General features: G+C 55.1%; 23 protein-coding genes. 8 read left to right on the top strand and 15 right to left on the bottom strand.

The features are described 5' to 3' along the window. Positions 1-6: 6 nt before the first annotated feature. Genes pdxA through ACT3RP_RS05540 form a run of 3 tightly spaced genes read right to left on the bottom strand, consistent with a single transcriptional unit; the run spans position 7 to position 4,585 of the window. Positions 7-1,071: a 4-hydroxythreonine-4-phosphate dehydrogenase PdxA gene (pdxA, locus tag ACT3RP_RS05550; RefSeq protein ID WP_441684285.1), complete on the bottom strand. Its 1,065-nt coding sequence runs from the start codon at positions 1,069-1,071 to the stop codon at positions 7-9. Then, entirely contained in the window at positions 1,071-2,096 is a 1,026-nt protein-coding gene (locus tag ACT3RP_RS05545; protein ID WP_096278506.1) for a peptidylprolyl isomerase, read from the bottom strand. The genes pdxA and ACT3RP_RS05545 overlap by 1 nt, the downstream gene beginning before the upstream one ends. A gap of 38 nt (positions 2,097-2,134) precedes the next feature. After that, entirely contained in the window at positions 2,135-4,585 is a 2,451-nt protein-coding gene (locus tag ACT3RP_RS05540) for an LPS-assembly protein LptD (RefSeq protein ID WP_096278504.1), read from the bottom strand. Between the two features lie 70 nt (positions 4,586-4,655). On the opposite strand from ACT3RP_RS05540, the gene ACT3RP_RS05535 reads away from it, so the two are divergent. From ACT3RP_RS05535 to speD, 4 genes are all read left to right on the top strand, one after another. Then, a complete protein-coding gene (locus tag ACT3RP_RS05535) occupies positions 4,656-5,663 on the top strand; it encodes an aminoglycoside phosphotransferase family protein (protein WP_483393419.1) in 1,008 nt (335 codons plus the stop codon). Positions 5,664-5,698: 35 nt separating this feature from the next. Continuing rightward, complete coding sequence (gene murU / locus ACT3RP_RS05530) at positions 5,699-6,382, top strand: N-acetylmuramate alpha-1-phosphate uridylyltransferase MurU (protein ID WP_096282302.1); 684 nt, start codon at positions 5,699-5,701, stop codon at positions 6,380-6,382. A gap of 123 nt (positions 6,383-6,505) precedes the next feature. After that, positions 6,506-6,934 carry an OsmC family protein gene (locus tag ACT3RP_RS05525; protein ID WP_096278500.1) on the top strand — a complete coding sequence of 143 codons (429 nt, stop codon included), beginning with the start codon at positions 6,506-6,508 and terminating at the stop codon, positions 6,932-6,934. Continuing rightward, complete coding sequence (speD, locus tag ACT3RP_RS05520; protein WP_096278497.1) at positions 6,931-7,725, top strand: adenosylmethionine decarboxylase; 795 nt, start codon at positions 6,931-6,933, stop codon at positions 7,723-7,725. The genes ACT3RP_RS05525 and speD overlap by 4 nt, the downstream gene beginning before the upstream one ends. A 59-nt stretch (positions 7,726-7,784) precedes the next feature. Here the strand turns inward: speD and lpxL are convergent, their stop codons facing one another. The 12 genes from lpxL to ACT3RP_RS05460 all read right to left on the bottom strand — a co-directional run bounded on the left by lpxL (position 7,785) and on the right by ACT3RP_RS05460 (position 18,377). After that, entirely contained in the window at positions 7,785-8,699 is a 915-nt protein-coding gene (lpxL, locus tag ACT3RP_RS05515) for an LpxL/LpxP family Kdo(2)-lipid IV(A) lauroyl/palmitoleoyl acyltransferase (protein ID WP_444625161.1), read from the bottom strand. A 12-nt stretch (positions 8,700-8,711) separates the two neighbouring features. Beyond that, on the bottom strand, positions 8,712-9,812 hold the full coding sequence (alr, locus tag ACT3RP_RS05510; protein WP_444625160.1) for an alanine racemase: 1,101 nt from the start codon (positions 9,810-9,812) through the stop codon (positions 8,712-8,714). A 118-nt stretch (positions 9,813-9,930) separates the two neighbouring features. Next, positions 9,931-10,905, bottom strand: coding sequence for an RNA polymerase sigma factor RpoS (rpoS, locus tag ACT3RP_RS05505; protein ID WP_096278491.1), 975 nt, complete (start codon positions 10,903-10,905; stop codon positions 9,931-9,933). A 165-nt stretch (positions 10,906-11,070) separates the two neighbouring features. Next, positions 11,071-12,159 (bottom strand): peptidoglycan DD-metalloendopeptidase family protein, encoded by a 1,089-nt coding sequence (locus ACT3RP_RS05500; protein ID WP_096278489.1) that lies wholly within the window; start codon positions 12,157-12,159, stop codon positions 11,071-11,073. Positions 12,160-12,166: 7 nt separating this feature from the next. After that, the gene (locus ACT3RP_RS05495; protein ID WP_441684267.1) at positions 12,167-13,126 is read right to left on the bottom strand and encodes a DUF368 domain-containing protein; all 960 of its coding nucleotides are present in this window, start codon (positions 13,124-13,126) and stop codon (positions 12,167-12,169) included. Further along, the gene (locus tag ACT3RP_RS05490; RefSeq protein WP_483393418.1) at positions 13,123-13,800 is read right to left on the bottom strand and encodes a protein-L-isoaspartate(D-aspartate) O-methyltransferase; all 678 of its coding nucleotides are present in this window, start codon (positions 13,798-13,800) and stop codon (positions 13,123-13,125) included. Before ACT3RP_RS05490 ends, ACT3RP_RS05495 begins: the two co-directional genes overlap by 4 nt. Further along, a complete protein-coding gene (gene surE / locus ACT3RP_RS05485; RefSeq protein ID WP_441684268.1) occupies positions 13,787-14,533 on the bottom strand; it encodes a 5'/3'-nucleotidase SurE in 747 nt (248 codons plus the stop codon). The genes ACT3RP_RS05490 and surE overlap by 14 nt, the downstream gene beginning before the upstream one ends. A gap of 49 nt (positions 14,534-14,582) precedes the next feature. After that, a complete protein-coding gene (gene truD / locus ACT3RP_RS05480; RefSeq protein ID WP_483393417.1) occupies positions 14,583-15,614 on the bottom strand; it encodes a tRNA pseudouridine(13) synthase TruD in 1,032 nt (343 codons plus the stop codon). Continuing rightward, the gene (gene ispF, locus ACT3RP_RS05475; RefSeq protein WP_483393416.1) at positions 15,607-16,095 is read right to left on the bottom strand and encodes a 2-C-methyl-D-erythritol 2,4-cyclodiphosphate synthase; all 489 of its coding nucleotides are present in this window, start codon (positions 16,093-16,095) and stop codon (positions 15,607-15,609) included. The genes truD and ispF overlap by 8 nt, the downstream gene beginning before the upstream one ends. Next, positions 16,095-16,817 carry a 2-C-methyl-D-erythritol 4-phosphate cytidylyltransferase gene (gene ispD / locus ACT3RP_RS05470; RefSeq protein WP_483393415.1) on the bottom strand — a complete coding sequence of 241 codons (723 nt, stop codon included), beginning with the start codon at positions 16,815-16,817 and terminating at the stop codon, positions 16,095-16,097. The genes ispF and ispD overlap by 1 nt, the downstream gene beginning before the upstream one ends. Continuing rightward, on the bottom strand, positions 16,814-17,152 hold the full coding sequence (gene ftsB, locus ACT3RP_RS05465; protein ID WP_483393414.1) for a cell division protein FtsB: 339 nt from the start codon (positions 17,150-17,152) through the stop codon (positions 16,814-16,816). Before ftsB ends, ispD begins: the two co-directional genes overlap by 4 nt. A gap of 76 nt (positions 17,153-17,228) precedes the next feature. Continuing rightward, a complete protein-coding gene (locus ACT3RP_RS05460; RefSeq protein WP_096278473.1) occupies positions 17,229-18,377 on the bottom strand; it encodes a GNAT family N-acetyltransferase in 1,149 nt (382 codons plus the stop codon). Positions 18,378-18,537: 160 nt separating this feature from the next. On the opposite strand from ACT3RP_RS05460, the gene ACT3RP_RS05455 reads away from it, so the two are divergent. The 4 genes from ACT3RP_RS05455 (at position 18,538) to ACT3RP_RS05440 (ending at position 25,218) form a co-directional block, all read left to right on the top strand. Then, positions 18,538-19,893, top strand: coding sequence for an aldehyde dehydrogenase family protein (locus ACT3RP_RS05455; RefSeq protein WP_441684271.1), 1,356 nt, complete (start codon positions 18,538-18,540; stop codon positions 19,891-19,893). Between the two features lie 87 nt (positions 19,894-19,980). After that, positions 19,981-22,602 (top strand): GAF domain-containing protein, encoded by a 2,622-nt coding sequence (locus tag ACT3RP_RS05450; protein WP_483393413.1) that lies wholly within the window; start codon positions 19,981-19,983, stop codon positions 22,600-22,602. Beyond that, positions 22,599-24,365 carry an EAL domain-containing response regulator gene (locus tag ACT3RP_RS05445; RefSeq protein WP_483393412.1) on the top strand — a complete coding sequence of 589 codons (1,767 nt, stop codon included), beginning with the start codon at positions 22,599-22,601 and terminating at the stop codon, positions 24,363-24,365. Before ACT3RP_RS05450 ends, ACT3RP_RS05445 begins: the two co-directional genes overlap by 4 nt. Beyond that, positions 24,355-25,218, top strand: a complete 864-nt coding sequence (locus ACT3RP_RS05440; protein ID WP_096278465.1) for a MurR/RpiR family transcriptional regulator — start codon at positions 24,355-24,357, stop codon at positions 25,216-25,218. The genes ACT3RP_RS05445 and ACT3RP_RS05440 overlap by 11 nt, the downstream gene beginning before the upstream one ends. Positions 25,219-25,223 lie beyond the last annotated feature (5 nt).

Here is a 25,223-nt window from a genome sequence, read left to right as displayed (position 1 = left end):
ACGATCTTAACTATCTGCCCCACCGCGCTGCGCAGCTAAACGGCGCGCCAGCGTAATCGCCACCTTTAAGCTACTGGGGTCTGCCAAGCCTTTGCCTGCCAACCCTAACGCAGTGCCATGATCAACAGAGGTGCGCACTAGCGGCAAACCCAGGGTAATGTTGGCAGCTTGGCCAAAGCCTGCATATTTGAGCACGGCCAACCCTTGGTCATGATACATCGCCAGCACGGCGTCAACACCCGCCAAATGCCTAGGCGTAAATAGCGTATCGGCAGGCAGCGGGCCGTGAATATCCATTCCCTCTGCGCGCAGCGCATCAAGCGCTGGAATAATAATATCGAGCTCTTCGCGCCCTAAGTGCCCATCCTCACCGGCATGGGGATTTAAGCCACACACCGCGATACGCGGTTTAGCAATGTTAAACTGACGCTGCAAATCCGCCGCGAGCAAATGGCTAATGCGAATAACTCGCTCATAGGTGATGGCATCGGCAACGTTGCGTAAAGGCAAATGCGTGGTCACTAACGCAACGCGTAGATCACCACTGCCCTGCCAGCTTGGCGACGTTGCATGCAGCGCCGCGTCAGTAGCGAGCATCATGACTACCTCATCAACACCGCAGGCATCGCGCAGCCATTCGGTATGGCCGGTAAAACCAACGTGCCCGCCTTCAATGATCACGCCTTTGTGCAGCGGCGCCGTTACCATTGCCGACGCCTGGCCTTGCTGGCAGGCATCGACTGCAAGCGCCAAGGTGGCTAACACGTAGTCAGCATTGGCAGGGTTGAGCACGCCAGGCGTTACAGGCGCGCTAAGCGCCACCGGCCAAACGGGCAAGCGATGATTGCCCAACGGGCATTCACCGGGCGAACATTCAACAATCGGGATGTCCAACCCCAGCGAGGCGGCACGCTGGCGCAGCATCTCCGGGTCGCCAATGGCCACAGCATTGGCGGGCAGCAGGCCCTGCGCCGCCAGCATTAGCGTTAGCTCGGGGCCAATGCCCGCCGGTTCGCCGGTGGTGATGACCACCGGCGCAGCGCTAGCTTTCGTCAATGCACTAGCAGGCATCAGAGGCGAATATCGACAAAGGCCTGAGAGCGAATTTCCTGCTGCCACGTTTCCAGCTCTTCATTAGCACGGCGTTGGAAAATCGCTTGGCGCACCTGCTCACGCTGGCTTTCTTGGGTAACGTCCTGACGGCGGCGCTCCTCAACCTGGATCACGTGATAACCAAACTGCGAGCGCACAGGCGCAGATACTTGATTAATATCAAGACCGCGCATGGCTTCTTCAAACGCGGGTACAGTCTGACCGGGGCGAACCCAGCCAAGCTCACCGCCATTAAGCGCGCTGCCGCTGTCGTCACTATATTCGCGCGCTAATGAAGCAAAATCAGCACCGCCTGATAAGCGCTCGCGAACGTCTTCAGCCCGTGCACGCGCCTGGTTTTCATCGCGCGTTGGGGTCAGTGCAACCAGCACATGGCGGGCACGACTTTCCTCAATAAAGTTCTGGCTGCCCGGCTGGCTAGGCTGCTGGCTTAAGAAGCGGTCAACGTCGCGATCACTTACCGTTACGCGATTGCTGATTTGACGCTGCTGCACTTGGCGCATAAGCATTTCACGGCGCACCTCATCGCGCACGCTAGCTAATGTGATGCCATCGGCCTCTACCGCATCGGCAAACTCATCTAGCGTCATGTCGTTAGATTCAGCAATCGAACGTACCTGCGCATTTAGCTCGGTATCGTTAATGCTGAGATTGGCATCTTCCGCCATCTGCATCTGAATTTCTTCCATCACCATGCGCTCAAGCACCTGCCTCTCTAACTGAGAACGCGGAGGAAGATTGCCACCGCGAGCCTGGGCCTGCTGCTCAACTTGCGCCATCCGTCCATTTAAATTGCTGCGCATAATGACGTCATTATTTACCACCGCGACCACGCTATCTAACGCTTGCCGCTGAGTAGACTGGAAATTTTGCGCATTCACTGTAAGCGGAGCGAGCGCAACGCCTGCACCCACACACAGCGCCAGTACGCTGCCGGCAGAGAGCTGTTTCATACGGCCTAGCAGGGGCTTTTTCATTTTCATAACAAACGTCTCTTTCATTAGCCAATCGATGGATGTCGTTATAGTGCAGTCGGACGGTAGCCAGGAATGGTCTGTTCAAAATAGCTATCTGCGTCCTGTCCAACGCCGCCTAAACCACGGAATACGAAGCGTAAAAACAAGCCGCGATCTTTAAAATCGTCGTCAATGCGGGCGGTGTCATCGTCGTCTATCCATTCGCGCCAGACGACCTGAAGGCCATAGCAGCAATTGTTCCACTGGACGCCTGCCAATTGCTCAAGCGGGCGATTATTGGTCTGATCGTGCAGGTAGCTGCCAATCAAATCAATGCTAGGGCTGGCTTTCCAGGCAAACGACAAATCCCACTCTTCACGACTGTAGTCGCGAAAGCCGTCATCATCAGGCAAAACGCCGGGGTCGAACCCTTCGATCTCCCAACGGTAGCCAAGGTTCACTACGTGCCCTTCAGGATGGCGATAACGCACATCCACACTTGAGCGTTCGGTACGTTCACGATGATCATCGTAGAGCCATTCATAGCCACTGCTCCAGCGATCATTGATTTGCCAATCTAGCCGAGAGACCACCGGCGAGCGATCCCGCGTGGCCTGATAGCGGCTTTCAGGGTTAACGTTGGGATTATCTTCAGGCCGATCCGGCAGCGAATTGGGATCGCCGTCGCTGTCGATACGGCGCTCATCAAAATAAGCGCTTTGCCCTATGCCAAACGAGAGCCGGTCACGCCCGGAGGCATCTTCCAGCAGCCGCGACTGAACCCCATAAGACAGCCGATTCAAGTCGCCTACGCGGTCGGCGCCGGAAAAGCGCTTCGCTGACCACAGTTGATCCCAAGAGAATGCACGCTCACGACTATCAAAGTCTGGCAGTTCGGCCTGATCGGTACGCGGCACATAGGCATAGTTGAGCCGTGGCTCTAGCGTTTGACGATACTCTCGTCCACCGAGGGCAAGCTCACGTTCAAAAACCAGCCCGCTGTCGATAGACGTCAGCGCGATGCTGCGCGTAGGCGTTGTACCACGATCCGTTTCGCGCTCGCCGTAGTCCAACTCGTAGGCCGTGTTCCAAAACTCTGTACGCGGCTCGACATAGCCCCACGGCTGCTCAAACCGCCAGCCTACTGCTGGGGTTAGATGCAGTCGGCTACCAATTGCCGCTTCGCGTTCGGGCACGCGACGCTCATCTACATCACGCCAGAAATACGTCGCGTTAGAGCGCCATTCCGTATACAGCCCGCTGTTAAACTGCCAATCAGCGTTAGCGCTTAAGCTAGGCAACCGATAAAACGGCTTGTCGCTATCGCTAAGCGGGTCTTCCAAGCGCTGAAACCCTTGTGCACGAGCGTCTAACTGCCAGCGCTGGCCGCGGTAATCTACCTGGGCTAATCGCTCCATGCTCACGCGATCACTGTTACCAAACTCACCGCCAAAGTCATCAAAATAGCGCCCGTCGCTGGCCGCACCGTAGCGTAACTGATAATTACTACGTTCGTTAACCCGCCCAGCATGACGCGCATCAATATACCAGCGGTCATCACCTTCAAAGCGGTTAGCGTCACCACCCGAGCCGCCGTTATCACTGTTTAAGTAGCCGCCTTCCACGGTGCCTGCGCTTTCAGAAAACAGGTAGCGATATTCGCCATTCATCAGCAGTCCGCGATCGGTCATCCAGCGCGGCGTGATGGTGGCATCATGATTAGGTGCAATGTTCCAATAAAATGGCTGAGCGTAGTCAAAACCGTCCGCTGAAAAACCAATGGAGGGCGACAGCAGCCCGGTATGACGGCGGTCATCGATAGGAAAGCGCAGCCAGGGCCAATAAAAGATAGGAATATCTTTAACTTCTAAACGCGCATTGCGCGCGGTGCCAAAGCCTTGGGCTTGATCAAGAACAATGTTGCTACTCACCAGTTGCCAGCTATTTTCACCCGGGTCGCAGGTCGTAAAGCTTGCGTCTTGCAAGCGATACAGCCCCTCGCCCGTCTGCTCCAGCTGGCTAGCTTCTCCACGTAAGTGCTGATCATAGAGCACATATTGGCTGTTATTCAGCGTCGCCCGATCTTCATTTAGCCTTAACATGGCCTTTTCGCCGCGTATCAGGGCTTGCCCGTCGCGCAGCGCAATATTGCCCTCAGCATCGACCTGTTGACGGTCGGCAGGCAAAAAGATTTGCTCGGCCTGTAGTTCTTCATTACCGCGCCGTAAAACCACGTCACCGCGCAGCAGCGATTCGCCGTTGGCGGCGTAATCGACATCACTGGCTTCAAGAGACAGTGCTTCGGGGTTATCGTCGGCTGGCAAGCGGTAATCTGGCATCACGTAACGCCCACGGCAAAGCTGGGTAGACGCTTCAGCGTCTCCCCAGGCTTGCCAATCCAGCGCTTCAGCGGGCATGGTTTGACCTTGAGCCACCGCCGTAAACGAGGCGCCAGCGAGCAAACTGCCCACTAAAGTATGCGCAACCGGCAACGTGCGCGAAAATCGCTTGCCCATGTTCGTTATCCTTGGCATCCAGAATCGGTATTATACAGCCCGCATGATGCCCGACCAGCAAGGAGCTTGCATGTCCTCATATCGGATTAACGCCCTCACCACGTGGGCTGCCCAACAAAACGGCCTTTCTAAGGCCGATATTTCTCTCTCTTCTGCCGTAGGAGATGCGAGTTTTAGGCGCTATTTCCGCCTAACGCTACCCGACGGCAGCACCCAAGTGCTTATGGATGCCCCTCCTGAGCAAGAAGACTCGCAGCCTTTTGTCAGCATTGCTAAGCGCTGGCACAGCGCCGGGCTGCCGGTGCCCCAAGTACACGCGGCTAATCTAGCCGAGGGCTTTCTGCTGCTAGACGACTTGGGCAACACGCCGCTACAAGACTTGTTTACCGACGATGCGACTACACAGGCTTACCATTCGCAGGCCCTGATGCTCATCGCCAAGCTGCAAAATCGCGCTAACTCAGCGTTATTACCCGCCTATGATACGGCGCTACTCGCCCGCGAGCTCGATTTGTTTCCGCAATGGTGTCTCAGCACCTGGCTAGCGATACCACCGCCAGAAAGCTGGCAGGCAGTTCGTGAGCAGCTTATACAGCATGCTCTGGCGCAGCCAGTGGTAAGCGTACACCGTGACTTTGACGCGATGAACCTGATGGTACACCAGCAGCGTCTTTATATGATCGATTTTCAGGACGCTGTGGCTGGCCCGCTCAGCTACGATCTTATTTCTCTCCTTAGAGGACGCTATTGCCGCTTCACGGGCGAGCAGTTTGCAAGCTTCGTAGATGAATTTTATCACCAAGCGCGTCGCGACGGCAGGCTTTCAAGCAGCGTAGACTCGGCCTTGTTTTTGACCCAGTGCCACGCGATGGCTGCCCAGCGCTCACTGAAAGTACTGGGCATTTTTTGCCGGTTAACGCTACGCGATCAAAAAAGTGGCTACCTTGAGCGCCTACCTCACTTTTTGGATCATCTTGAAGATAGCCTTTTAGCTCTGCCGGAGCAGGCGGCCTTTGCTCACTGGGTAAATACCACCCTGCGCCCTGCGATTATTCAGCGGCTAGCGGAAGCTCATTAATAGCAATGGATGCAAATACAGATGAAAATAGCCGCATGAAAGCAATGATTTTAGCCGCAGGGCTCGGTAAGCGCATGCGCCCACTGACCGATCACTGCCCCAAGCCGCTGCTGCCGATCGCAGGCAAACCGCTGATTGCTTATCATCTTGAGCGTCTTCGTAGCGCTGGCATTCAAGACGTTGTTATCAATGTGAGCTATCGTGCCGAGCAAATCATTGCGGCACTGGGCGACGGTGACTCTTATGGACTGCGCATTCATTGGAGCCGCGAAACGTCGCCCTTAGAAACCGGTGGCGGTATCCAGCAGGCCCTGCCGCTGCTTGGCGAGGCGCCTTTTCTGCTGGTCAATGGCGACGTATGGTGTGAAGCACTTCCTCGCCCGCAAGCGCTAAAGGGCAACGACTTGGCGCACCTAGTGCTCGTGGACAATCCTACTCATCACATTGATGGGGATTTTGGGATTTTGGCAGGGCGCGTCAATCAAACCAGCCACCCGCGCTTAACCTTCGCCGGCATTAGCGTGATTCATCCAGCGCTGCTGGCCGGGCACGTACCGGGCGCCTTTGCTTTAGCCCCGCTGCTTAAAGACGCTATCAATGGCGGGCGCGTGAGCGGTGAGCATTACACAGGCCATTGGGTCGATGTAGGAACACCGGAGCGACTTGCAGCGCTGGAAAATCAATTACACGCTGCTAGCCGCCATATCCCAACGTCGTGAAGCGACTATCGTTAAACGGCTATCGCGAAGGCAATAATTCAGAGAAACGGTGAAGAGAGGCGCGCAGGCCAAGAAATGTTATGCTGCGCGACTTACCTTTCGCGCCTAGATGAGGAGAGCCACGTGAAAGCACGGGTAAAATGGACCGACGGGCGACAATTTGTGGCGGAATCCGGCAGTGGCCATAGCGTTGTGATCGACGGCCCGCCGGATCACGGCGGCCGCGACACCGGCCCTCGCCCCATGGAAATGTTGCTAATGGGCATGGGCAGTTGCACTGCCTTTGATGTGCTTAATATTCTTGATAAGGCACGTGCTGATGTCACTGACTGCGTAGCGGAACTTGACGCTGAACGCGCTGATGACGTGCCCGCCGTATTTACCAAGATCCACGTGCATTTTGTGGTGACCGGGCGCGGCCTGAAAGAGAAACAAGTTGAGCGTGCTGTTGGGCTCTCCGCTGAAAAATACTGCAGCGCGTCGATCATGTTGAGCAATGGCGGCGTCGACATCACTCACTCTTTTGAGATTATTGAGGAGGTTCGGGCATGACCGACAGTCTCCGACTCCACGGGTTTAACAACCTGACCAGTTCGCTGAGCTTCAACATTTATGACATCTGCTATGCCAAAACTGAAGAGCAGCGAGAAGCCTACATCGACTATATCGATGAGCTCTATAACGCTGAACGTTTGACGCAGATTCTCAAGGATGTCACCAATATTATCGGCGCTCACGTGCTGAATATTGCCCGCCAAGACTATGAGCCTCACGGCGCTAGCGTGACAATTCTGATTGCCGAGCATGAGCTAGACGAAGCCGCTCCGGATCAGATCAAGCCCGGCCCTGGCCCGCTGCCAGAAACAGTGGTCGGCCATCTGGACAAGAGCCACGTCACGGTTCACAGCTACCCTGAGTCGCATCCTGATAACGGCATCAGCACCTTTCGCCTAGATATCGATGTTTCCACCTGTGGCCATATCAGCCCGCTAAAGGCGCTTAACTACCTAATCCATAGCTTTGATTCAGATATTGTTACTATGGACTACCGTGTACGTGGCTTTACGCGCGACGTAGATGGCAAAAAATTGTTTATTGATCATGCGATTACTTCCATTCAAGACTACCTTGCTGAAGACACGAAGCATGCGTATCAGATGATGGACGTTAATGTGTATCAAGAAAATATGTTCCATACCAAAATGCTGCTCAAAGACTTTGAGCTGGACAATTACCTGTTCGGCACCTCGCGCCGTGATATCACGTTTGAAGAAGCGCGTGATATTGAGAGCCGCCTGCGTAAAGAAATGCTGGAAATCTTTTACTCCCGCAATCTGGATTAAACGCGGCGACCAAACGTCAAAAGCCGGCTTTCGCCGGCTTTTTTCGCGTGACTTGCTGATTAGTAAAGGCTGGGCTCGCCCTCAGGGCGCGTCTTAAACCGCCGATGCAACCAAAGGTACTGCTCCGGATGCTTGCGGATAGCAAGCTCGATAAACTGATTAACCCTTGCTGCATCTACTTGCTCATCGCCGCTTGGAAAACCATCAAAGGCGGGCAGGCACTCAATAGTGTAGGTCCGGTTATCCGGATTACGGTGAAACATCAGCGGTACCACGGGCGCACCGGTCATGCGCGCAATTTTTGCAGTAAGACGAATGGTCGATGCCTGCTGCCCAAATAATGGCGCAAATACGCTGACATCACGGCCAAAATCTTGGTCCGGCGAATACCATACAGTGTGCCCGGCCCTAATACGCCTTACCACGCCTCGCAGGTCATGACGATCAATCGCCTGGCCAAAAATACGCGATCGAGCACGCGTCATAAACCGCTCAAAAAGCGGATTGTTATGCGGGCGATACACCACGTCAGCGGGGAAAAATAGCGAGTGCAGCGCACCGCCTAAATCCAGCGTCGAGAAATGAATACCGATGACCAGCACCCCTTTCCCTTGAGATTGAGCGCGCGCAAGATGCTCTTGGCCTATATAGGCCACGCGGTGCCGCAAGCCTTCTGCATCGCGACACCAGCCGGTCGCCGTTTCAATCAGACCCACACCGTTCGCGATAAACGTGTCTTTAACCAGCTGGTGCTGCTCGTCAGCACTCTTTTCAGGAAAACACAGTTTGATATTGGTACGGGTAATATGCCGGCGCCGCTTAGCAACGCGCCATACGATAAGCCCAAGCGCTTTGCCAATCGCCATTTTTAGCCGCCATGGAAGCCAGGAGACAAAGTACATAGCGCCAATGGCCAACCAGGTGGGCCAGTAATAGGGGTGCGCGAAAGAGCGCGGATAACGTGTTTTGGACATAGAAATAACCGTTTAAACAGAGCACTCATGATAACGTCGCGGCGCTCGGGGCAGCACGCCCGTTAGCAACGTATAGCTGATCGTATCGCAGTAGCGGGCAACTTCATCAACCCGCAGCACTTCACCATTTTGGGCGCGGCCCCACAGCACCACGTCACTGCCAATCGCCGCATCCGGAACGTCGGTGACATCAACGGTGAGCATATCCATAGAGACTTTTCCGGCAATGGGGCAGCGCTGACCGTTCACCAGCACCGGCGTACCGTCTACCGCATGGCGGTCGTAGCCGTCGCCATAGCCGCAGGCGACAACGGCAATTCGCGAGCGCCGCTGCGCCCGCCATCTACCGCCATAGCCTACCGGCTCACCCTCTTCAAGCTCCCGCAGGGCAATGATTTTTGAACGCAGGGTCATTACCGGCTGCAGCTGCTGGGTGACCTCATTGGCGACTTCTAAGGGATCGCTGCCGTAAAGCATCACGCCAGGGCGATTCCAGTCACCATGCGCAACCGGCCAGGCCAACGTGGCCGGTGAGTTGGCTAAACACAGTGGCGCATCCAGCGCACTGGCTAGCGCCTGTATCTGCTCCATCTGCTGGTTGAAACAGCGATTATCGAGGGCATCCGCGCTGGCGAAATGGCTCATCAAATGCAGCGCCGCTACGCTAGGTGCGGCCTTAAGTTGACGCCAAATATTCTCGGCTTCATGCGGCGCAAAGCCCAAACGGTGCATACCTGAGTCAACTTTCAACCACACAGGAATCGGCTGATCGGGGCGAGCCGCTAGCAGCGCATCGACCTGCCATTGACTGTGAACAGCAATCCAAAAGCCATGAGCGTCCACCAGGGCCAGCTCATTAGCAGTGAATATTCCTTCAAGTAGCACGATCGGCTGCGTAATACCGCCTTCGCGCAGCGTCAAGGCTTCTTCGATGCAGGCGACCGCAAATGCAGGAGCAAGGCTCTCCAGTGCACGGGCGCACTCTAATGCGCCATGACCGTAGGCATCGGCTTTAATAACTGCCACTGAGCGACTGTGAGGCGCACAGCGACATGCCAGCTGATAGTTATGGCGTAATGCATCCAGATCAATCTCAGCGACGAGTGGGCGCATGTGTTTTCTCTCTGACGTGACTTCATTGTAAAAAATTCAGCACTAAAAAGCCGAGCAAGCACCTAATGGCACTTGCCCGGCTTAGCGAAATAACATTATTAGTCTGTGGTTAGCCGGCTTAAGTCTCGAACAGAGCTTCCAGAGAAAGACCTTGTTTTTCTAGCGAACGGCGCAGCTTCTTGAGCGCCTCCACTTGAATCTGGCGCACGCGTTCGCGGGTTAGGCCAATTTCAGCCCCCACCTCTTCAAGGGTTGCCGACTCATGACCACGCAGCCCAAAGCGACGCACGACCACTTCACGCTGCTTTTCGCTAAGCTCATCCAGCCAAAGATCGACATGCTCTTTAACATCGCCGTCAACTAGGCAGGCTTCCGGCCCTTGCACCTCATCATCGGCCAACGTATCAATAAGAGGTTTATCGCTTTCACCGCCCATTGGGTAATCAACCGATGACACGCGCTCATTGAGGCCGAGCATTTTCTTCACCGCCTCGACAGGCTTATCAAGATGGTCGGCGATTTCTTCCGCAGTGGCTTCATGGTCAAATTTCTGCGTTAACTCACGCGCCGCCCGCAGGTAAATATTCAGTTCTTTGACGACATGAATCGGCAAGCGAATCGTGCGCGTCTGGTTCATCAGCGCACGCTCGATGGTTTGACGAATCCACCAGGTGGCATAGGTCGAAAACCGAAAGCCGCGCTCAGGGTCAAACTTTTCTACCGCGCGAATCAGGCCTAAGTTGCCCTCTTCAATCAGATCCAGCAACGTTAGGCCACGATTGAGATAGCGACGTGCAATTTTGACCACCAGCCGCAGATTGGACTCAATCATTCGTGAGCGCCCCATCGGGTCATCCTTACGCGCTAAGCGGCCATAATAAACTTCTTCTTCAGGCGTCAATAATGGCGAAAAACCGATTTCGTTGAGATAGATTTGCGTAGCATCCAAGCTTTGGGTCGATTGACGATCCTCACGCCCTAGCGCTTTTTCAAAAGCATCTTCTTCTACCGCAATCTCATTATCGGTATCGTCAAGCGCTTCTTCCGCAGCATCCAGGTCAACCTCCTGTAGATCTTTCTCCAACACACTCATGGCCCTACCCCCTGATGTCGCCTACCCGCCATTTAGAAGACCAAAGGTGAACGCACGAATGCGCTCACTATATTGTTATGTGACAATTGTTATATGACGCTCGAATACAGCCATTCGGGTAACTTTCAAGCAAAACACTTGTGTCTCACGTTGCCCGCGAGAGGGTTAGCGAGAAGGTAAAAAGTCCAAAGGATTTTGCGGTTGCCCGTCACGGCGCACTTCGAAATGCAGCCTGACATTTTCGGCGTCGCTATCCCCCATGGCGGCGATCACCTCACCGGCTTCCACGACGTCGTTTTCGCTGACGCGTAGACTATCGTTATGCGCATAGGCGCTTAGGAACTGATCGTTATGCTTGAGAAGAATGAGGTTACCGTAGCCCCTGACGCCACTGCCCGCATAGACCACAATGCCGGGACCCGCTGCTTTGACAGGTTGCCCCTTTTCGCCTCGGATATCAATCCCGGCGGTGATGCTATCGCCCTGCCCAAACTCTCCTACCACATTGCCATTCGTGGGCCATTGCCATGCTATGTTTTCGGCAGGCGTATAGGTCCGTGAGGAACGATCGACACTCGCGGCTTGCGTGGCCGGCGCAGCTTCTGGCTTGGGCTCTGGCTTGGGCTCTGGCTTAGCCTCAGGTTGAGGTGCCGGCTGTTCAGCGGGTGCAGGTGATGGCTCCGGCTCAGCAACAGCAACAGCGGCGACGACTTCCGGTTCAGGTGTAGAGGCAACTGCTGGCGAGGTGCCTGTCGATCCTTCAGCGACTTGCTCTGCCGCGTCTACGGCATTGCGCTCAGCGGTCAGTCGCTGATTGCGCTGAATCGCAGACTCATCGGGCAGCAGCCAATCTAGCTCCTGGTCATCGCGAGCGACGGAGGCAGTCTGTGGGCTCAAGCCGGTCGCGACAGCACCGCCGCCACTTGAGGACGTCGCCGCTGGCTGGCTGCTGGCCACGGATGCTGACTGAGCAGCCCCTTCACGCAGAGCAATTGTTTGCCCTGGGCGAATTTGGTAGGGCGCGGCGATATTATTCATCGCCGCCAGCTGGCGATAGTCTAAATTATGTTGCCATGCAATGCCGTACAGCGTATCGCCCGCCTTCACCGTGTATTGAGGCGAACTTTCTACTGCATTACGCGCGTCGCTCAAATCACGCACTTGAGGCGAACCACCCTGCTGGCTAGCGCAACCGGCAATGGCCAGGGTCAGCGCCGATAGCATAAGCACTTTATGTATATAATCTTTACGCATGTAGGTCTTACTCCTTTTCAGCGCCAGGCTTGTTATCGATTGGCTGGCGGTCTGCATGTCGGTTGAGTAACACCACGATCAGTGCACCAAAAGCCATTAACGCGACAACGCCAACTACTTGTGCCGAAGCACCGGTCAATACGGCATAGTCAGCGGGTAATAAATAGCGGTGTTCAAGAGGGATCATTTGTCCTTCAGGACCTATTTGATAGCGCAGCAGTTCGCGCCATGGCCAAAGCACCGGTAACGAGCCGACTATAAAGCCCAGTAGCAGCTGCATGGTTGAGGTGTGATGGCGCCGCAGAAGCCATGACAACAGCCGCGAAAAAAGCGCCAGCCCGACCACACATCCCATTCCAAACAGCACAATAATACCGAGATCCAGGCTACGTATCGCCCCCATAATGGTGCCGTAGAGTCCCATTGTCAGCAATAGAAAGCTACCTGACACGCCCGGCAACAGCATAGCGCTGATGGCGATGCAGCCTGCGACCATCACTACCACTGCCTCATTGCCAATAAGCAAGACCAGCGGCATCATGCCTGGCAAGGCCTGGGCCAACAATAGGCCAACCAATAGTGGCAATACGTACCATAGCTTCCAGCCACTGCTCGCTTGCCCCACCACTAATGCCGATGCCGCCACTAAGCCAAAAAAGAAGCCGTCTAATAGCAGTGGGTGCGCTTCCATCAACCATAGCGCTAAATGTGCGACGCTAAACAGGCTGATCCCAACGCCGGCCAAGAGTGGCACTAGAAAGGCCAGATTCAAATGCACACTTAGGGCTCGCCAGCCCCCTCGCCGCCACACGCCGATAGCGCTTGGGCTAAACCGCTTAATCGTTTCAATCAGCTCTTCATAAATTCCGCTAATAAAGGCAATCGTGCCTCCCGATACGCCGGGAATCGCGTCGGCGGCGCCCATTCCAGCACCACGCAAAAATATCCCCAAGGGTCGCCGCTTCAATCCACTACTCCTTGCAGTAAAGGTACAAAACGAACGGGTTCAAGCCGACGTTTTTCAAAGGCACCACCAATTCGCTTTACCTGGGTAAGCCACTGGCTGCCATCGGGTTCTTCCAACGGCGCAATCAGTACGCCGTCGTGAGTCAACTGTTCTAACAATGAAGCGGGCAACGTTTGCGCGCAGGCGGTGAGCAAAATAACGTCAAATGGCGCAACCTCAGGCCAGCCGTAACCACCGTCGGCAACCGCTAATATTGCCGGTGCTGCTAGCCGACGCAAACGCTCCACGGCACGTTCATGCAGTGCATTAATCCGCTCGATGGAATACAGCTGCTCCACTAAGCGCGATAAGATTAATGTTTGGTAGCCAGAGCCAGTGCCCAGTTCCAATACGCGGCGCGGTGCTGTACGCAGCACAAGCTCCGTCATGCGCGCCACAATCCATGGCTGCGACAACGTTTGCCCGTAGCCAATAGGCAGGGCAGTGTCTTCATAAGCGCGGTGAGCCAGCGCCTCATCAACAAACAAATGACGCGGTTCATTCGCCATCACATCCAGCACCTGGGCATCATTGATCCCCTGCTGCATGAGGCGCTCAACCATGCGGTCACGCGTGCGCTGAGAAGTCATTCCACGACCGCGCAGCTCATCGGGCAATAAGTTAGGCAAAAACATTCAACCAATTTTGAACATCGTTTAACGCAGGATGACGCGTAAGATCGGTTTGCAGCGGCGTAATCGACACATAGCCCGCCTCGATTGCAGCAAAGTCGGTATCTTCACCGTCATCCGCATTCGCCGCCACGGGTGCGATCCAGTAACGCGTCCGCCCACGCGGATCCTTTACTTCTAACGGCTTATCTGCCGGCCCGCGATACCCAAGGCGCGTCACCTTCACGCCTTTAATATCTTCCCAGGGTATGTCGGGCACATTAACGTTGAGCAGCGTACGGGGTGGTAGCGAAAGCTGCTCCGCCGCGCCTATCAGCGTGGAGGCGACTCTTGCGGCCGTGGCGAAATGGCGTTCGCCGCATAGCGATATCGCAAACGCCGTCATACCCAAGTTACGCCCTTCCATGGCGGCCGCGACCGTTCCTGAATAAAGCACGTCGTCGCCAAGATTACTACCGTGATTAATCCCTGCAATCACTAAATCAGGCTTTTGCTCCCATACGCCGTGAACACCTAAATAAACACAGTCTGCGGGGGTGCCATCGACGCTATAAAAGCCATTATCCAGCGCCGTCAATGAGAGCGGCCGCGACAGCGTAAGCGAATTACTAGCGCCACTTCGGTCGCGATCAGGTGCCACGACGCGAATATTAGCGTGAGCCAACAGCGCATCATGCAACGCACGCAGACCGGGGGCATGGACACCGTCATCATTTGAAAGCAGCAGTCGCCGCATTGTAGCTCTCCTCGATATACCGGCAATGGCCGCCGTTCAGTCATCGCCGTCAGCTGACCGCGATCAGTTCACTCAGGACGGCAGTAGCAAAACTACCCCGCGGCAAGGCAAAGGAAAGCCGAACGGCTTCGGCTTCCCACGTAAGCTGCGGCTCTAATAAACGCATACGCAGCGCACGGCGAGCTTGCTTTACGCCACTGCGCTCCAACCCTTCACACAGCGCCGCATATTGTTGCAACAGCCGTGACTCATAGCCGGCGATCTCGCCCTGACCCGGCTCGCCAACGCCCCACAAAATCCCAGTGGGATGAATATCTAACGCGGCAGCACGGGCACTCAACGTGTCATCGGCTTGCTCAATGTTAAACACGCTTTGCGTACCGTCCAGCATCAGGGTGTCGCCTGCAAGGGGCTGACACCAGGTGCCATCCGCCAAGCGTTCGCTGAGCAGCTCATTAAATAAGAAGCTGCGCGCGGTAGACAGCATCATACCCTGCCGGTCGTCGCGCTTTCGCCAACCTCGGTTAAGTAACGCTTCGGCGCGCTGAAGGTTGCGCCCATCGGGGCCAAAGCGCTGGGGGCCAAAATAGTTAGGCACGCCATGCTGGCAAAGCGTTTCCCAGCGACGGATAAAGCCCTCTTGATGAATCGCCTCACCGCTGATCCGCAGCACGAATCTATTGGTGCGGTGAACGCCACGTTTGAGTTTACGCGGATGGCGCACCTGCTCGACGACCGTAACGCCCAGCGATTTAAGCGATTGCTCCAGATCCGCCGGCGCATCGCGGCCCGGCAGATGCACGCTTAGCCACTGGCGCGTCACGGCGATGCGGTCTTTCATACCGGAATAACCAATATCGCGGGGCGTAACGCCGCACAGCCGACTCAGCGTATTGACGACATCTAATGTCGTTTGATTACGCTTTTCTACTCTCAGCCAAAGATGCTCGCCATGGGCTTCTGGAATAAAATCAAGCTGCTCATCCACCCAGAAATCTTCTGGCTGAGCGCGGTACTGACCTGGCTGTGGAGGGCCGAACTGAGCATCAAGATAGCGCTGCCATGTCGGCATATTAATCATTAAGCGTCTCTATTCGGTTTATCAGCACCACGGCTTCCGCAGCGATGCCTTCGCCGCGCCCGGTAAAACCCAGCCGTTCGGTGGTGGTGGCTTTAACGTTAACCTGGCCAAGCGCAATATTAATATCGTTAGCGATAACGGCGCGCATTGCTTCGATATGCGGCGCCATTTTGGGCGCCTGCGCCATCAGCGTGGCATCAAGGTTAACCACGTCATAGCCCTGCCCTCTCACAAGGCTCACCACATGACGCAGCAGGTCACGACTATCAGCCCCCGCCCAGGCGGGGTCGGTATCCGGAAAGTGGCGACCAATATCACCCAGTGCGCACGCGCCTAGAAGTGCATCGCTAATGGCGTGCAGCAACACGTCGCCATCGGAGTGGGCAACAAAACCCTGCTCAAACGGCAGATTGACGCCGCCTATCATTAGGTGGTCGCCGGGGCCGAAGCGGTGTACATCAAATCCATGGCCAATACGCATTACAGGCACCTTTCTGACGTTTCATCGATTTGGGAGACAAGAGCCTGGGACGCAATAATCGCGGTAGCCAGGGCTAAATCATCTGGATGCGTTATTTTCAAATTATCACGCCGGCCGCTGACTAATTGAGGGCTTTCACCCAGCGCTTCAACCGCCGAGGCTTCATCGGTCACTACCATGTTCTGGCGGCGAGCTGTTTCCAAGGCACGACGCAGCAAGGCATAGCGAAACCCTTGAGGCGTTAGCGCATGCCACAGCCCATCGCGAGACTCCGTGCGCACGCTCAGGCCTTGATCATTACCACGCTTCATAGTGTCGGCAACGGGCATTGCTAGCAGCGCACCGCCGGGGTGATTGGCCGCGGCACGATAAAGTGCCAGTAAGTCACCGTGCGTGATGCAGGGCCGCGCCACGTCGTGCACCATGACGATATCGTCATCCTGAGCGTCGATGGCATGCAGCGCATTCAGTACGCTGTCCATCCGCTCACTACCACCCGACACCCGCTGCCAATGGGCAAACGGCACCCAGTCAGGGGCAAACCAATGGTCGTCATTATCCAGGCACAGCACCAGCCGAGCGCTTGGAAACGCGCCATGTAGGCGCTTTAACGTATGAGCCAGTATCGGCTGGCCGGACAGGGTTAAATACTGCTTGGGTTTACTGGCGCCCATGCGGCGACCCTGACCCGCGGCAGGCACTATCAGCCACGTCTGACTCACGGCGGCGGCTCTTGCGGAGCGATTAAGCCAGCATTAATGCCGATCAGATCATTTTTGATCGCCACACCGGGCACCCAGAAAAACTGCTCGTCGGTACGCACCATTCCCATATCGCTGCGCGCCCGCTCTTCGATCGCATCCAGACCGGTTTTCAAATCCATCACCTCAGCCGCAAGCCGCGCGTTGCGCTCACGCATAGGCAGATTGTTCGCTTCCTGTACCGCGACTCGGTGCTCTACATTCTGCAAATCTCGCCAGCCGCCGTTGCCCAACCATAGCTCATACTGAAGCAGTGCGACCACCGCGAGCAGCGCCATCACTAGCCATTTACGCATCGCTGCTCTCTCCTGTAGATCCGCTAAATTTAAAAACGCATTATGCCATTAAGGCGCAACACCAGCGAGCCGCCGTTTATTTAAAGGGAAGCGCATCATGCGCCGACGCGCGATAGGCGCGCACGTGCTCACTCTCTTCGTGGCAAAACTGCCCAACGCCGGCGGCAAGCCCAGGGTGGCTGATGTAATGCAGTGAGCGCACTCGCTGCGGTGTAAAGCCGCGCACCAATTTGTGCTCACCCTGCGTACCGGGATCAAACAGCGTCAGGCCATGCTGCAAACAGTACTCGATGCCCTGGTAATAACAGGCTTCAAAATGCAGGCAGTCAGCGACGACTTCGCTTCCCCAGTAGCGCCCGTAAAGCGAATCGGTGCCACGAAAATAGAGCGCCGCTGCGACCGGGCGCCCCTCACTGTGCGCTTGAACCAATACCAACGCCTCCGGCATGCTTTGGCGCAGGCGCTCAAAAAAATCATGGTTGAGATACGGCGCGCGTCCACGCTCATGGTAGGTCATCGTATAGCAGCGAAAGAAATGCGCCATCGCCGCTGACGTAATGGCATCACCCTCTAGCCGTAACACGCTTAAGCCCTGGTCTGCGACCAGGCGGCGCTCACGCTTGATCATCTTGCGACGCTTAGAGGTTAGCGTCGCAAGAAAGCCATCAAAGTCACCAAAACCGCGGTCACGCCACTGAAACTGCACGCCTTCACGGGTGATGAGATCAGGACACTGCGCCTGCCAGGCAGCGACGTCAGCCTCGTTGGCGAATAACAAATGCCAGCTGGAAAGCGCCTGACTCTCGCACTGCTCCCGCCACGCCTGCGCCAAACAATCACGCACGGCCCCGGTATCGGCCCGCTTTGCGATCAGCGTGCGCACTCCCGGCACTGGCGTGAACGGCACGGCACTGAGTGCTTTAGGATAGTAGCGGCCACCGGCACGCTCTAAGGCTTCCGCCCAGCCCCAATCAAATACATACTCACCGTAGGAATGATGTTTACGGTACATCGGCATCGCCGCAACTAGCTGCTCATCTTGCCAGACACTCAGATGGCAAGGCTCCCAACCAGTCGCCATGCTGACGGAGCCACTGGCCTCTAAAGCATGCAAAAAAGCGTGGCGTAAAAATGGCTGGTCGTCGTCTACCAGTGAATCCCATTGGCTTGCCGTTACGGCCGCCATAGTGGGTAGAATGGTGAGCGAAAGTGGACGTGACGACATAGCATCTCCGGTGAGTGCAGGGCTTACAGAGCGCACAGGGCTAGCGCACAGTCCACTCTGCAAGCCCTTGCCTGTGCCACTTTACACTAACTGTTTAGATAGACGCTTTATATGAACGGTTTAATCACCCTACGCCGAAAACGGCGCACAAGGAGGGGCCATGACGCGCGATCTAACGGGAGATTTTCAAACGCAGCGCCAAGCTGCGGACCAACAGCCCTACCCGACGCTAAAGATTCGGCGTGACCGGCTAGCGCGCTTAGCCCGTATGACTAAGCACCATCAGCTAGACATTATACGAGCAATTCAAACGGATTTCGGCCAACGCAGTGACGTTGAAATACGTATAGCTGAAATCAGCGCGGTGCTGCATGCGATTCGCTATGCCAGGCGCCACTTATGGCGCTGGATGCGGCCAGGCATGGCAAGCATGCCATTGCGACTGCTACCCGCTCGCGCACGCATTGCGCCTCAGCCGCTGGGCGTGATTGGCGTGATGTCGCCCTGGAACTATCCTTGGAGCTTAGCGTTAATGCCCATCGTGGATGCGTTTGCCGCTGGCAACGTCGCCATGCTCAAGCCCAGCGAGCACACTGCCAACACCAGCGCTCTGCTCAAGCGCTTAGTCCCGCAATACTTCACACCCGAAGAGCTGTGCGTGGTAGAAGGCGGCGTCGAGATGGCGCGTCGCTTTAGCGAATTGCCGTTTGACCACCTAGTGTTTACCGGCTCCGGCGCCGTTGGGCGCCAGGTAGCCCAAGCGGCCGCGCGAAATTTAACTCCAACGACGCTGGAGCTAGGCGGTAAATCGCCAGCAATGGTGGCCAGCGATGTGGATCTGGACCAAGCCGCCGCCGCGATTATCTTCGGCAAAGGTATGAATGCTGGGCAAACCTGTATCGCCCCTGATTACGTGCTGGTTGAAAGCCGCCACCTTAGCGCCTTGGTGACGGCGTTAAGCAATGCGATTGTGCAGCAGCGTCCTAATGATCATGCCGTCACGCATGCGATCAATACGACTCACCAAGACCGCCTCGACCATATGCTGCAAGAAGCCCGCGACCACGGCTGCAGAATCATTGATCATGGTGCCCATGCACCTGCACTGATTATTGATCCTCATCAAGAACTGCAGGTCATGCGCGAAGAAATTTTTGGCCGCTGCCTACCCATCATTGGCGTTAGCGATATGGCCGCGGCAGTAAGCTACGTGAATGCTCGCCCACACCCGCTGGCGCTGTATGCATTCACACACGATAAGGGCTTGCAACAGCAGCTATTGCGCACCACTCATTCCGGTGCTCTGGTGTTTAACGCAACGCTCCTTCATCACGCGGTGCCTTCCCTGCCGTTTGGCGGCGTAGGCGAAAGCGGTATGGGTGCTTATCATGGCCGTCACGGCTTTGAGCGCTTTAGTCATTTACGCGGCGTATTTTATCAAGCTAAACGCACACCTAGTCACATGCTCTATCCGCCGTATCGGCGCTGGCTCATGAAACTCATTGGGCTAGGCTAAAGCTTATGCGTTAATGACCGATAGGTAATAGGCTATTGGTATAGCGACCTTGTGGTATTTTTACTCATTCACTGCCGCGGAATCATCATGCAAGCCCCCGACACCCCTCATAATGAAACACAGCGTTTGGCGGCTTTGCATGCTCTTCATGTACTCGACACGCCTAAAGACCAGGCATTTGAGCGCATGACACAACTGGCCCGCGACCTGTTTGACGTTCCTATCGCGCTGGTCTCGTTAGTCGATAAAGAGCGCCAATGGTTTAAATCGCATCAGGGGCTCGACGCCTGTGAAACCAGCCGTGAACTGTCTTTCTGTGCGCACGCGATTTATCATGAAACGCCGCTGGTAATTGAAGACACGCTTAAAGATAAGCGCTTTTTCGATAATCCTCTGGTCAACGACGCCCCTCATATCCGATTTTACGCAGGCTATCCGTTACGGCCGTTAAACGGCATGGCAGTAGGCACGCTGTGCCTCATCGCCAGTCAGCCTCGCCCTTTCAGCGAACGTGATTTAATGCTGCTTGGCAGCTTGGCAGCACAGGTAGAAGAGCTACTTCGTCAACACAAGCGACAGGTGGAACTCACTCGTATAGCGCGTAGTTTTGAAGCGCTTTTTACTAAAAGCGCGACGGCCAAAATACGGATTGATCGCTCTGGCCATATTGCGGCGATTAATCCTTTTGCGCTAAACCTGCTTGGCTATACAGAAAATGAGCTAATCGGGCAAAACATTGCAGTGCTCACACCGCCTGACATTTCGATCCATCATGACAGGTTTATTGCTGACTACCTTGCCGGTGGCGAGCCCAAAGTTATTGGTCGAGGGCGTGAAGTCGAAGCGCTGCACAAAGACGGCCGCCGCATCCCCGTCCACCTTGCGATTAACGCCATTCACAACGATCAAGGCCGTGTCGTTGAATTCCTGGGCGTATTGACAGACCTCACTGAAATTTACGACGCTAATCGTAGAATTCGTAAAGAGGAAAATCTGCTCAAGATACTCCATCAGGGCATTACCGATTATCAAGCCCTCATGTCGGGCGAGCGTCTGTGGACATTTCTCATGGAAGCGCTGCGCGAGCTTACCGACAGTGACTACGCATTGATTGGCGAAGTGATGCCCACCGACACCACTAATGCCCTCAAAATTCACGCGATGACCGACCTTTCATGGAGTGAAGAGTCTAAGCATCTAATGGAGAAGTTGCGCAGCGGCGATATGACGCTGACCAACCCTAACTCGCTATTAGGCAGGGTATTTGCCTCGGGCGAGGTGATTATGACCAACGACGTTTATCGTCATACCAAACGCGGCGGTTTTCCTGCCGGACACCCGCGTATTAACAATTACTTAGGCGTACCTATTGTTAGCGGCGATCAATTGATTGGCATGTTCGCCATTGCCAACAGTAAGCAGCCACTTAATCAGGCGTTGCTCGACTGGCTTCAACCGTTTACCGACACCTGCGCGCTATTGATCAATCTCTACCGGCAAATGGCCGAACGCGAACAGGTAACGAGCGACCTAGCCAGCGCCCGCGATCTTGCTGAAAAAGCCAATCAAGCTAAAAGCGAATTTCTGTCATCGATGAGCCACGAGCTACGCACCCCGCTCAATGCCATTATTGGTTTTTCCCAACTGCTCGGTAAGGCGCGCCGCGATCCTCTCAGCGACAAGCAGCAGCGCCAAGTGGGCCAAATAGAAAAAAGCGGCCAGCACCTGCTCAGTTTAATCAATGAAGTGCTGGATTTAGCTCGAATTGAAGCGGGTCATGTACAGTTTTCAATTGAGCCTATATTGATGCAGAACGTGCTTGATGACGTGTGCAGTACGCTTGAAGCGACAATCGAAGCAGCGGGGATTACGCTCACCTCCATGCCGTTCTCAGAACCGTGGTACGTAGCCGCTGACTACACGCGCACGAAGCAGGTACTACTCAACCTGCTTTCTAATGCCATCAAATACAACCACCAGCACGGCACGATCAGGATTGCAGCCGAACCGCTTGATGATGAGCTGCGCATCAGCATTATCGATTCGGGCACTGGCATAGCCATCGAGCGTCAACACGAGCTTTTTGAACCATTCAATCGCTTAGATGCAGAACATGGTTCTATCGAGGGCACCGGCATCGGCCTCGCTATTACGCGCGAGCTGGTAGAACGTATGCAAGGGCGCATTGGTATGACTAGCCATTCCGACGTCGGCTCAACGTTCTGGTTTACACTGCCGATAACCGAACGAGACGCCTCAGAAGAACAGCCCTCTGCCTTTCAGAATGCAGGCGCCAACGCCAGCCACCAGCATCAATTTCAGCTGCTTTATATTGAAGACAACCCGGCTAACCAGCGGCTGATGGACGACATTATTGAAGAGTTCAGCCATATACGCCTTCAAACCGTTGTCAGCGCTGAGCTAGGGCTTGAAATAATGCGCCACGCTCCGCCCGATTTAGTGCTAATGGATATCCATTTACCCGGCATGAACGGCTTTCAAGCGCTAGATATCATGCAGAAAGATCCGCAGCTTAAGCATATTAAAGTTATTGCATTATCCGCTAATGCCATGGAGCGCGACCGTAGTTATGGCCTAGCCGCAGGCTTCAACGACTATTTAACCAAACCGATTGATATAGAAAAACTGACGCTCACACTTAATCATTTTCTTTATACTGCCGCTACTAAGCCCTGGAAGGCACCATGACACTCGTTCATAAACATCTACTCATCGTAGATGACAGCAGCGTTAATGTTGAGCTACTGCTTGACCTGCTGGATGAGCATGGCTTTGAAAATACGCATGGTATCAGTGACCCACGCCTAGTACTTGCGCACTGTCAGCAACAGCTTCCTGATCTCATTTTACTTGATATCCGCATGCCGCATTTGGATGGCTATGCAGTGATTAATCAATTGCACGAGCACTTTGCCCACCGCATGCCGCCGGTAATCGTGTTAACTGCTCAAGTTGACGATCAAACGCGTCATCGCGCATTAAACCTAGGCGTGCGAGACTTTATTACCAAGCCGCTTAAGCACGACGAGGTACTGCAGCGGATCCGCAACACGCTCAGCCTTGAACAGCGCTACCAAGTACGCGACCAGCAGGCGGAAACGCTTGAGCGGATGGTCGCAAAGCGCACCAAAGAACTCAACCGCCAATCGCTTACCGACCCTACTACTCAGCTCCCTAATCGCCGCGCCCTAACTCAGCGACTCAGAGAAGCATCAATGGGCGGGGGCGATACGGGGCTATTATTTGTAGCCGTTGACCAGCTTGACGACGTTGTACGGCTGCATGGTTACAGTGTTGCTGACCAGCTAATGATGCATATTAGCCACCAGCTTGCCGACTGCCTCGAGCAAGGCAGCGAGCTAGGCTTATGGGGTGGCAGCGAGCTACTGGTGATCGTGAACAGTAGCGAACCGGCGTGCCTTCAACAGCTTGCAGAACGCCTATTGGGTTGCTTTGAGTATGATCAGTCTTTCAACCACTTATTAATACCGCTGAATGCGCGTATTGGCATTAGCTGTTCGCAGGCCCGCTTTAAAACGGAGCGGCTTGTACGCATGGCCGCACTGGCGCTACCCCAGAAAGACTACCCTCCTATCCAGCATTACTGCGAAGCGCTGGAAGCCCAGCAACGCCACCGCTTGTACCTGCAGCAAGCGCTGCGCGGCGCCCCTCAGCGCGGCGAGATGTCACTGCTCTTTCAGCCGAAAATTGCATTAACCACCCAGCAAATTATCGGCGCTGAAGCTCTATTGCGCTGGCACCATCCTGAACTAGGTCATATTTCACCGGCAGACTTTATTCCGCTCGCTGAAGCCAGCGGTGATATCCTCGCGATTGGCGAGTGGGTACTTGAAGAAACCATGCAGTACATAGTGGCATGGCGCGCACGCGACCTGTTAAGCGACGATTTTCATATTGCGGTCAATGTGGCGGCTAGGCAGCTGGCGCGCAAAGATTTTACCGAGCGCCTGCTAGCGCAGCTGGCCAAACACGATATCCCCGAGCGTTTTATCGCGCTGGAGGTGACCGAATCAGGCTTAATGAGTGACATACACAACGCCAAAGCGCAGCTTTCGAAACTCTCAGAGGTCAATATTGCCGTTGCTATCGACGACTTTGGTACGGGATATTCATCGCTGGCCTACATTAAGACCTTGCCCTTCTCAACATTAAAAATTGATCGCGCTTTTGTGATGGACTTGGCCACCAGTGAGAAGGATCGCCTATTAGCGCGCACTATCACGCAGCTTGCCCACAGCGTGGGCTGCGACGTGGTAGCAGAAGGCATTGAAACGGCAGATCAAGCGGCGTATTTGCGTGCTATGGGCTGTGAAGCCGCACAGGGTTACTTTTACGCCCGCCCGCTACCTGCTAAAGAATTTGTCACCTGGTGTTCCGAATGGAAGCCGCCTTTTTCCACTACTGACACGGAGACCGTTAATGGCTCATGACTTGCTGGACCGCCTACGCGAACGACTGGAAGAACTCAACCGCTCGGAGCGCAAAGTCGCGAATGTCATTCTTGAAGATCCTACGCTAGCGACCAGTCTTAGCATCGCAAGCTTAGCTCAGTCAGCCAGCGTCAGTGAGCCTACGGTTAATCGTTTTTGCCGCAACTTTGGTGCCAAAGGCTATCCCGATTTCAAAATCAAGCTCGCTCAGAGCCTTGCAGGCGGTACACCTTATGTCACCCGTGCAGTCGAGCCCGGCGACTCTGCGACCCAGTACACGCATAAGATTTTTGGCGCCACGATTGCAGCGCTCGATGAAGCCCAGCGCGAGATCGACATCACCGCCGTTGAGCGCATGGTTGACTATCTCACCCAGGCTAAGCAAATTCATTTTTTTGGTTTAGGTGCTTCTGGCGCAGTTGCCCAAGATGCGCAGCACAAGTTCTTCCGCTTTAACCTGCCGGTAATGGCCTACATAGACGTGCTCATGCAGCGCATGGTGGCTGCTGCCTGCCATACTGGTGACGTGGTGGTGATTATTTCCTACACCGGACGCACTCGGGAACTGGTCGACATTGCTCGCCTGGCCCGCGAAGCAGGGGCAGTCGTTCTTGGCATTACGGCCCCCAAATCGCCGCTGGCTCAAGAATGCACGGCCACACTGGACGTCGCTACCCCAGAGGACACCGACCACTACATGCCGATGACCTCGCGGGTTATTCAATTAACGCTGATTGACGCACTAGCCACCGGCGTGACGTTAAGGCGTGGGGAAGACTTTTTGCCACATCTCAAAAAAATCAAAGACAGCCTGCGAGACACCCGCTTTCCAATCGAAAAAGCGGCCAAATAAAAGTG

The organism is Halomonas sp. AOP5-B2-8, from assembly GCF_052376475.1.
GTDB classification, from domain to species: Bacteria; Pseudomonadota; Gammaproteobacteria; order Pseudomonadales; family Halomonadaceae; genus Vreelandella; species Vreelandella casei.
Note: the sequence above shows the minus strand (reverse complement) of the source record. Positions and strands in the feature narration are given on the sequence as shown.

Bases quoted from the DNA above. Each gene is read 5' to 3' on its own strand.
- ACT3RP_RS05545 (WP_096278506.1), bottom strand. From the start codon at position 2,096: ATGAAAATGAAAAAGCCCCTGCTAGGCCGTATGAAACAGCTCTCTGCC.
- ftsB (WP_483393414.1), bottom strand. From the start codon at position 17,152: ATGCGTAAATGGCTAGTGATGGCGCTGCTCGCGGTGGTCGCACTGCTT.
- ACT3RP_RS05500 (WP_096278489.1), bottom strand. From the start codon at position 12,159: ATGCGTAAAGATTATATACATAAAGTGCTTATGCTATCGGCGCTGACC.
- ACT3RP_RS05460 (WP_096278473.1), bottom strand. From the start codon at position 18,377: ATGTCGTCACGTCCACTTTCGCTCACCATTCTACCCACTATGGCGGCC.
- ACT3RP_RS05455 (WP_441684271.1), top strand. From the start codon at position 18,538: ATGACGCGCGATCTAACGGGAGATTTTCAAACGCAGCGCCAAGCTGCG.
- ACT3RP_RS05540 (WP_096278504.1), bottom strand. From the start codon at position 4,585: ATGGGCAAGCGATTTTCGCGCACGTTGCCGGTTGCGCATACTTTAGTG.
- ACT3RP_RS05445 (WP_483393412.1), top strand. From the start codon at position 22,599: ATGACACTCGTTCATAAACATCTACTCATCGTAGATGACAGCAGCGTT.
- surE (WP_441684268.1), bottom strand. From the start codon at position 14,533: ATGCGGCGACTGCTGCTTTCAAATGATGACGGTGTCCATGCCCCCGGT.
- alr (WP_444625160.1), bottom strand. From the start codon at position 9,812: ATGCGCCCACTCGTCGCTGAGATTGATCTGGATGCATTACGCCATAAC.
- pdxA (WP_441684285.1), bottom strand. From the start codon at position 1,071: ATGCCTGCTAGTGCATTGACGAAAGCTAGCGCTGCGCCGGTGGTCATC.
- ACT3RP_RS05490 (WP_483393418.1), bottom strand. From the start codon at position 13,800: ATGTTTTTGCCTAACTTATTGCCCGATGAGCTGCGCGGTCGTGGAATG.
- ACT3RP_RS05450 (WP_483393413.1), top strand. From the start codon at position 19,981: ATGCAAGCCCCCGACACCCCTCATAATGAAACACAGCGTTTGGCGGCT.
- rpoS (WP_096278491.1), bottom strand. From the start codon at position 10,905: ATGAGTGTGTTGGAGAAAGATCTACAGGAGGTTGACCTGGATGCTGCG.
- murU (WP_096282302.1), top strand. From the start codon at position 5,699: ATGAAAGCAATGATTTTAGCCGCAGGGCTCGGTAAGCGCATGCGCCCA.
- ACT3RP_RS05535 (WP_483393419.1), top strand. From the start codon at position 4,656: ATGTCCTCATATCGGATTAACGCCCTCACCACGTGGGCTGCCCAACAA.
- speD (WP_096278497.1), top strand. From the start codon at position 6,931: ATGACCGACAGTCTCCGACTCCACGGGTTTAACAACCTGACCAGTTCG.
- lpxL (WP_444625161.1), bottom strand. From the start codon at position 8,699: ATGTCCAAAACACGTTATCCGCGCTCTTTCGCGCACCCCTATTACTGG.
- ispF (WP_483393416.1), bottom strand. From the start codon at position 16,095: ATGCGTATTGGCCATGGATTTGATGTACACCGCTTCGGCCCCGGCGAC.
- ACT3RP_RS05440 (WP_096278465.1), top strand. From the start codon at position 24,355: ATGGCTCATGACTTGCTGGACCGCCTACGCGAACGACTGGAAGAACTC.
- truD (WP_483393417.1), bottom strand. From the start codon at position 15,614: ATGATTAATATGCCGACATGGCAGCGCTATCTTGATGCTCAGTTCGGC.